Annotated in this window: 8 protein-coding genes and 2 pseudogenes; 3 read left to right on the top strand and 7 right to left on the bottom strand. The window is 37.9% G+C overall.

Annotation, left to right across the window (positions count from 1 at the left end):
• From ACFVSH_RS20140 to ACFVSH_RS20120, 5 genes are all read right to left on the bottom strand, one after another.
• The coding region (locus ACFVSH_RS20140) for an SDR family NAD(P)-dependent oxidoreductase (protein WP_387707497.1) at window positions 1–401 on the bottom strand (401 nt) is incomplete at its 3' end.
• A gap of 361 nt (window positions 402–762) precedes the next feature.
• The gene (cls, locus tag ACFVSH_RS20135) at window positions 763–2220 is read right to left on the bottom strand and encodes a cardiolipin synthase (protein WP_387599166.1); all 1458 of its coding nucleotides are present in this window, start codon (window positions 2218–2220) and stop codon (window positions 763–765) included.
• A 229-nt stretch (window positions 2221–2449) separates the two neighbouring features.
• Complete coding sequence (locus ACFVSH_RS20130; RefSeq protein ID WP_260286471.1) at window positions 2450–2713, bottom strand: metal-sensitive transcriptional regulator; 264 nt, start codon at window positions 2711–2713, stop codon at window positions 2450–2452.
• A gap of 170 nt (window positions 2714–2883) precedes the next feature.
• Window positions 2884–3327 (bottom strand): SRPBCC family protein, encoded by a 444-nt coding sequence (locus ACFVSH_RS20125; protein WP_387599170.1) that lies wholly within the window; start codon window positions 3325–3327, stop codon window positions 2884–2886.
• 186 nt (window positions 3328–3513) lie between these two features.
• Window positions 3514–4041, bottom strand: coding sequence for a DUF4309 domain-containing protein (locus ACFVSH_RS20120; protein WP_387707499.1), 528 nt, complete (start codon window positions 4039–4041; stop codon window positions 3514–3516).
• Window positions 4042–4490: 449 nt separating this feature from the next.
• On the opposite strand from ACFVSH_RS20120, the pseudogene ACFVSH_RS20115 reads away from it, so the two are divergent.
• Window positions 4491–4586: pseudogene (locus ACFVSH_RS20115) on the top strand (hypothetical protein); the annotation flags it as partial.
• A pseudogene (locus ACFVSH_RS20110) lies at window positions 4585–4736 on the top strand (glycerol-3-phosphate transporter); the annotation flags it as partial. The pseudogenes ACFVSH_RS20115 and ACFVSH_RS20110, both read left to right, overlap by 2 nt.
• 257 nt (window positions 4737–4993) lie before the next feature.
• Here ACFVSH_RS20110 and aspA read toward each other — a convergent pair.
• Together aspA and ACFVSH_RS20100 are read right to left on the bottom strand one after the other, a co-directional pair.
• Window positions 4994–6424 carry an aspartate ammonia-lyase gene (gene aspA, locus ACFVSH_RS20105; RefSeq protein ID WP_260286469.1) on the bottom strand — a complete coding sequence of 477 codons (1431 nt, stop codon included), beginning with the start codon at window positions 6422–6424 and terminating at the stop codon, window positions 4994–4996.
• Window positions 6425–6447: 23 nt separating this feature from the next.
• Window positions 6448–7437: an asparaginase gene (locus ACFVSH_RS20100; RefSeq protein WP_387599359.1), complete on the bottom strand. Its 990-nt coding sequence runs from the start codon at window positions 7435–7437 to the stop codon at window positions 6448–6450.
• A gap of 227 nt (window positions 7438–7664) precedes the next feature.
• On the opposite strand from ACFVSH_RS20100, the gene ACFVSH_RS20095 reads away from it, so the two are divergent.
• A complete protein-coding gene (locus tag ACFVSH_RS20095) occupies window positions 7665–8039 on the top strand; it encodes a helix-turn-helix domain-containing protein (protein WP_260286468.1) in 375 nt (124 codons plus the stop codon).
• Window positions 8040–8231: the final 192 nt, after the last annotated feature.

Raw genomic sequence — 8231 nt, 5'->3', positions numbered from 1 at the left:
ATTACCTTCTTTCTGTTCCAGTCCTTTGTCTGTTTAACGAATTCATCAGCCAGTACGATGGGTGCCATGAAATTCACCCGCATGCTCATTTCCAAATTTACTCTACCAAGGTTTCCTACCGGCTTTATCGGTTCAATGACACCTGCATTATTAATGAAATAAATGTCACTTGTTTCATCGACAGCAGCAAGAATCTCATTGACTAAGGAGGGTAACTTTTCAGTTTCATTCAAGTCCAGTGAAATAAATGTAAGTTTCTTCCCGAATCTGTCAGCCATCTGCTGCATTTCAGGATGGGCTGTACGGGAAACTAAGATGCAATGATCACTCGTCTGCAAACAGCCTTTGGCGATGGCAGCCCCAAAACCTTTTGAAGCTCCTGTGATTATAAACGTTTTCACGGCATTTCCCCCTTTTATGGATATATACTATTGTACCAAAATGGAGCCCGAATGGTCTCCTGCCGAATCCCTTTCACTATTCTTACCGAGGATGATTACTATAATTTTTAAAACATTATTGGCTATACTCCATGATTTTTTCATTTATATGAAATAAATCCTCATTGGATTGAAGAAATTTGCGAACCTGCCGAGACTACAGAGATGCTTGCTTTGATGAGGCTTGGCAGACAGGCGGCGGAAAGGAACGGATTTGTGAAATTATGAACGTTGATCAAAGAAAAAAACTGCAGGCAAACTCGCTTTTACGAATTTGTCTACAGTCTGAGCGGTCCATATAGTAATGGCCCGTAATTAAAAATTATAATATGGGTGATACCAGCCTTGCAATGGACTCTTTAAAACGAATCCATTTTGAACGCTTTTCAAAGTCTTCAATTGTAAGCTGCCTGCAGACTTCAACATCCTTATAAAAAATCCTTGTCAGTGTTTCGGCCATTCCTTCATCATAAATGAAGGCATTGACTTCAAAGTTCAATTTAAAACTACGGACATCAATGTTTGCTGTCCCCACCGAGGAGACCTCTTCGTCCACCACGATCATCTTCGCATGAATAAAGCCGTTATCATAGATGTATATCTTAGCTCCCGCTCTTAATAACTGTCCTGCGTTGAAAGTTGTTGCCCAATAAACGAAAAGGTGATCAGGTTTATTCGGAATCATGATTTTTACATCTAACCCTGATAAGCTGGCAATCCTGAGTGCATCCAATAAACTTGCATCCGGTATGAAGTAAGGTGTTTGAATGAGAATCGACTTCTTTGCTGAAGATATTAATTTAATATAGCCATTTTTAATTTGTTCCCATTCAGAATCTGGCCCACTTGTCACTATTTGCAAATCTATATTGCCATGAGGCTTTAAAACAGGGAAATAATGAGGCTGATAAGTTATATCATGGTGCTTTGATGCCTGATTCCAATCCAGGATAAAACGGGTTTGAATGGCTTTGACAGCTGAACCCCTTATTCGAAGGTGTGTATCACGCCAGAAACCGAATTTTGGATTAAGCCCTAAATATTCATCACCAACATTAAAGCCTCCAACATACCCTACTTTTCCATCAATGATGACTAGCTTTCGATGGTTACGGAAATTCAGCCGTAAATTTATAAATTTTAATTTGGATGGAAAGAATGCCTCCACTCGCCCTCCTGCCTGCCTAAATTCCCTGAAGAAACTTTTAGTCATCCCTCTGGAACCCAGCTCGTCATAAAGCAGCCGAACTTTGACGCCTTCATTCGCTTTTTTAGTCAAAGCTTCAATGAACCGTTTACCCAAGCCGTCCCTTTGAATGATGTAGTATTGTATGTGTATATGGTTTTCTGCCGCTTCGATATCTTTAAAAAGCTGGTCAAACTTATTTTTTCCATCCGTAAAAATATCGACTTGATTATCTTCAGTAAGCACGGCATCATTGTTCCGGAGATGCATATAAATCAAATCACGGTAATTACTTGAAGAAGCGTTTCGAAAAGGAAAATGATCCGTCGAAAGCTCTTCCATCTGTTTATCAAGAATTTCTTCAATCCCGATTTTCTTCTTGTCCTCCCATTGGAATAAGTGGGCGTGTCTTAAACTCGTTCCAAAAAGGAGATATAAAATAAAACCGACTACAGGGAGAAAATATAACACCAATAACCAAGCCCAGGTGGTGCTCGCTTCCCTTCTTTCAAAAAATATGACAATCGTGGCAAATAAAATATTTAGAATGATGACGAGGCCGAGCAAAACCGATGTAACATGCGTAAATTCCATAGTATTCCCTCACTCAATTTTTATCCCTTTAAGGATACCATGCAAATTCTTTATATCAAAGGATTTGCTTAACAGAAGTGAAAACAGAGAATTCAAAAAAAAAGGACCTCTTCCTGTTGAGGCCCATTTTTAAAAAATCCCACCCTGGAAATTTAGTATTTCTCAGATTGGTCAGATTGTTTTTAATTATTGTCTTAAACATTCAACAATAACAATAAATTATAATTGCTTATCTGCTTTTCACTAATAAATTCACAGCTTCTTTCACTAGCTCTTCGGGATTTTTTTCTCCGGTTTCATTAGCCTCCCGAACGCATTCTACAAGATTAGAACTTACTATTACCCCGATTGTCCTATCGATTGCAGATCTAGTGGCAGATAACTGCGTTACTACTTCTCTGCAATCCTTGTTTTCCTCCATCATTTTCAATATCCCACGAAGCTGTCCTTCTATTCGCTTCACTCTATTTTTAACCTGATTGTCATATTCCATGTGAAACCTCCTACCCTGCCTATTACTTATGAATCCTATCCAGACATCCATCATAAACCAATTCAGTCGAAATGAAGGATTGATAAAAATCTTACAATTTATAATACATACCACTTAGGTATAATTGTCAAGTGCCACTATTCAATAATGATAGCTCCAATATGTAATTTCTATTTTTGTACTAGGAGACTTTGTGCAACAGCCTCAGAAAACTCGATCGTCATTTGGGGAACGTAGGTTTTTAACAAAGCATTGACGATAGGGGCTTTGGCTCCTTTTGCCGTAATCGCCAGGCAGCCAGTCATTTTAGTCTGTCCACCCCCGCACTGTTCTGCTAAAAAATAGCCATGCCCGTCAAATTTTTCATTTAATCCCTTAAGTTTAAATGTTACCTTTTCGGGTTCAATCCATTCCAATATATTCACTTCAAGTTTTATTTTCTTCTTCATTAATCCCAAATCACTTTTAAACTCCCAGATGAGTGTCCACTCATTCATCATCTCATGATTGATATATCCCGGGACAAGAGGTGCCCAACGATCTATAACACTGACAAATCCCCATACCGTTTTTATTGAAACAGGTAAAATGATACTGTGCACACCTTCTGACAAAGCAGTTCCCCCTTAATCATTCTTATTACATCTTTTTAATGTATGGTTGAGTATTATTGAATAGAACGGTAAACTCAGATTCTTAAACAAAATTCTCCCTGTGGTAAGGAAACCATTTAAAGATACTAACAGTAAAGAATCGCCCTTATACAATATAGAGACGATTCTTTTTTGTATTGTTCCTTATCAATCTGACGCAATTTCAACCGAATACATACTCAATCTTGGATCAGGCTTGATCCAGGCGCTTTCAAACACGAATACCACTTTATAATTTGCGTAATCGGTATAAGTGACATAGTACATCCCTTCTTGCTCCACTTCACTTACAGGTTCACCAATCAATCCCTTCAACATGGATAAATGGATGGTTTGCAATTGCTGATCGAAATCATCAATGGCGGTAATCGTTTTTCTTCCTGTTGAACCGTCATAGAGGAAACGGATATTATGGGACCAATAATTGGCCGCGACGGTACTTAAATCTTCCGGTGCACCCCAGGCTTTTTCCACTTTCTTCAATGAATCACCTACAGAAAATGGGCCACTGTTAATCGTTTGCTGGGATTCATAGGCTAAACCCATGATCTGCCGAATCAAAAGGTCTGGCGTGGATTGTGATGATAATGAACTTGATGAAGCAAAAGCAGCCTGACCACTAAACATGAGAAATGCGAGCATTAGAAATGTAACACTTTTGATAAAACAATTCACTTGTTTCAAAGTCCTCCTCCCTTTCCACCTGGAAGTGACTAAGTACATTATTTTAAATATCAAAAAAAAAAATGAAAAAAAATCATGTCATTCCAGTTGGTTTTACCTTTACCATTAATATTCATTGGAACTTTGGACACATACCAAAAAACTTAGCATGAAATATTAGTCTATTAAACTTGACGAAAATGGTACCTCATTTGTACGAGTGGGCACGAAAAATGCTCACACCGTTTTCTTATGAAGATAGTTAATTATTACAAGCTAGCGATGGTGGTGATTTTGAGAACTCATGCTTAAATAGGACCTTTTATTTAAGTATGGGTTTTTTATATGTGTCATCATCAATACTTAACTCAATTAGGTTCAAAAATATCATATTAAGGAGGAATTGGATGCTCAAATTACTTTAGCCAGTTTTACCAGTTGAGAGATTACCTGAAGGAAAGATAGATTCCGAATATAAGAAACTTAGTTTACAAGTTTTCCTCGGAAACTTCATTGGATATGCAGCGTATTATTCAATTCGTAAAAACTTTTCCATCAGGCATTCCGGGCACTTTATTATGCAGTTATATCTCGGATATAGTTTTTAATGAACGTCGAGGGTTTTCTTTATGCCAGGTGCATTAATCGCAGTCCTTGTTTACTGGTTTAACCCTGCTGGCAACCTAATGATTGATCTAATTGCGATTTGATTGCGGCTAATGATATTAAATATATTCTAAAGGGGATGGATTGTTTATGATTGGGTAACCCCCTCCATGATTAGATCGACGGTAAACGATATCTGTATATTCAGATAATAATACCAAGAAGCTGTTGCCGGACGGTTTGGGTAACATTTCATAATGGAATGCATAAAATAAATGACTATGCCTTTATACCAACGGTCCTAAAGGCATAGTCATTACATCAAAATCATATAGATTGTTTTCTACTAATTTACTGGTTATTGACGCTCAAAAAGTGAAGCTCCCGCTATACCGGGTTTTGTCATCTCATAAGGATTTAGAATTAGATCCAATTCTTCTTCTGTCAACACATCATATTGTAAACAAAGTTCGCGAACTGATTTGCCTTTTAATATCGCTTCACGCGCAATACGTGAAACCACTTCGTACCCAAGGTGCGGATTGACTGCTGTAATCACTCCAACACTTTGTTCGACATAATCTTTTAAATGTTGCTCATTAGCTTCAATGCCTTCTAAGCAATAATCTGTAAAGACATTGAAAGCATTGTTCATGATGCTAATTGATTGCAATAAATTGAATACAAGGACTGGCTCCATTACGTTCAACTCTAGTTGTCCTGCTTCTGATGCTAAGCAAATCGTATTATCGTTCCCGATAACTTGGAAAGCGACTTGATTAATTAATTCTGGCATTACTGGATTTACTTTTCCTGGCATGATGGATGAACCTGGTTGACGTGCTGGAAGAGTGATTTCTGCTAATCCCGCTCTCGGTCCTGAAGCCATCAAACGTAAATCATTAGCAATTTTAGACATATTCATCATACATACTTTCAATGACGCTGACACTTCAGTATATGCATCCGTATTTTGGGTTGCATCCACTAAATGTTCTGCACCTACAAGCGGCAAGTTACTGATTTCAGCTAAATATTTAACAACATTTTCAATGTAACGGGGATCTGCGTTCAATCCCGTTCCCACTGCTGTTGCCCCCATATTCACTTCATATAAATGTTGGCGTGATTGACTGATTCGTTTTATATCCCGATCCAACACGCGACTGTATGCCTCAAATTCTTGACCGAGTCGAATTGGCACTGCGTCTTGAAGATGTGTGCGTCCCATTTTAATAACATGATCAAATTGTTTTGCTTTATTTTTTAAAACCGTACTCATCTTGGTCATTGTTTGTAACAATTGCTCTAAGAGTCTTAGTGTTGATAAATGAATGGCAGTTGGGAATACGTCATTGGTTGATTGCGACATGTTAACATGGCTATTTGGACTTACTTGTACATAATCCCCTTTATTGTGTCCCATGAATTCTAACGCACGGTTGGCAACGATTTCATTAATGTTCATATTCATCGATGTACCTGCGCCGCCTTGAATTGGGTCAACGATGAAATATTCATGCCACTTTCCATCGATCACTTCATCAGAAGCTTTGACGATAGCGCTTCCAATACCATCATATAACCGTTTGGTATCCATATTTGCTAATGCGGCTGCTTTTTTAATCATAGCTAGTGCACGAATCATTTCTTCATTGACTTTGTAACCGGTAATCGGAAAATTCTCTACAGCGCGTAAAGTTTGTATTCCATAATATACATCAGCTGGAATTTCCTTTTCCCCAAGAAAGTCTTTCTCGATGCGGTATGTTCTCTCTTCTGTCAACATTTCCTCTTACCCCTTTGTCTGTTCTATAATGTAATGTCCTCTGCAATCGGTGTTTCCATCATTTCCTTCACTTTTTTGGGATCCTTTGTCTTGGCTAAGATCCACATCAACTTAGGAACGATGGCTTCTGTATTCATATTTCTGGAACGAATGATGACATTCTTATTCACTTTTCGTCCCACTTCGTAAATATCCATATCTTCCCCTTCTTCTAAACATTGGGTAGTAATGACTACGGATATTCCACACTGTACTAGCTCATTCAATTTTTCTAAAATATTTCTTCTTTGAAATGGAATACCACCGCTTCCATAACTTTCAATTACGATACCCCGACATTGATTTTTCAGAGAATCAAAGAATTCAGGTTTAATACCGGGATGCAGCTTTACTAAAGCAACATCTGTACATAGGGAAGCATCTAACTTAGCTTCCTTTTTCTTTGGTGAATGAACTGGCTTTAGATACTCAATTTTATCTTTGAATATGGTAGCGATATATGGATAGTTAATACTTTCAAACGAATCATAGCTTTTAGTTCTCAATTTAATGGCCCTAGTACCCTGGATGACTCTACCATCAAATACAACATATACTCCTCCAATATCTTCACAAGCAAACCTAATCGCATCAGAGATATTTCTTTTGGCATCTGTCTTTTTAAAGGCAATTGGGATTTGAGAACCTGTAATGATAATTGGTTTCCTTAAATCTTGTAACATATATGAGAGCGCAGCTGAAGTGTAAGCCATTGTATCTGTTCCATGGGTAATCACAAAGCCATCGTAATCATGGTAGTGCTCATGAATGGATTGTGCCATTTCTGTCCAATCTTCCGGCTGCATATTTGTACTATCAATATTCATCAAAGGCTTACTATCAATCTGATAAAGTAAATCCAATCCCGGCAGGTGTCCTAAAAATTCGTCAGCTTTCATATCTGGAACCAGTCCATTTTTCCCTTCTAACGATGCAATTGTACCACCTGTAGTAATTAACATCAACTTCTTCATTTTTGACTTCAACTTCCCCAATAAACTACCCCCTATAAAGCCTCCCGTTTTACAATCATTCATCATCTTTGAAATGGATGTTTTTGCTGGATATATACATGTTGCGCGTACACCACATGTTATTATAGTCATGTTCCTGAGTGAAATCAAGCTAAAAACATTCATTACGCGTACGCTTATTCCAATTTGATGTTATAATCGATTTATATAAAAGGAGAGTAATAAGAATGATCGTAAATAGATTAACTACATTAAGGAAGGCCAAAAGGTGGTCTTTGCAATATACCGCTGACAGACTCGGAATAGCCAAGAGTACCTATGCAGGTTACGAATCGGGCCATCGCCGTCCTTCATTGGAAACGGTAAATTTATTAGCAGGCTTATATGATACATCCACTGATTACATTCTAGGTCGAGTGGATTATCCATCTAAAGATATTACCACAGAGTCACCTCGAGCCATGGAATTGACGGATTCACCAAATATGAAGCTTGCTGTCGATGGAATCTCTCTTTCTGAAGAGGAAACGATTCAATTCATCGCTTTTATTAGAGCTAAACGAGAAGTTGAAATCATTCGCCATAAACAAAAAGAAACATAGCAGACATTGAGCTTAAGAAGTTATGGGGAATGAACCGCACTTCATACCAGGTACTTATAATATTCACGATGTGACTGGCATGACTGTAAAATTCCATGGCTTTAAACAGTTAGGATATGACGGTTATGATTAATGGCTGAGTTCTCCCTTTTGACGCTACATGTAATTTATCCTGGATGACAGCTTTAACTT

It is taken from the genome of Peribacillus sp. NPDC058002 (assembly GCF_042886655.1).
GTDB lineage: Bacteria > Bacillota > Bacilli > Bacillales > DSM-1321 > Peribacillus > Peribacillus aracenensis.
This window is presented reverse-complemented; position numbering and strand designations above follow the sequence as displayed.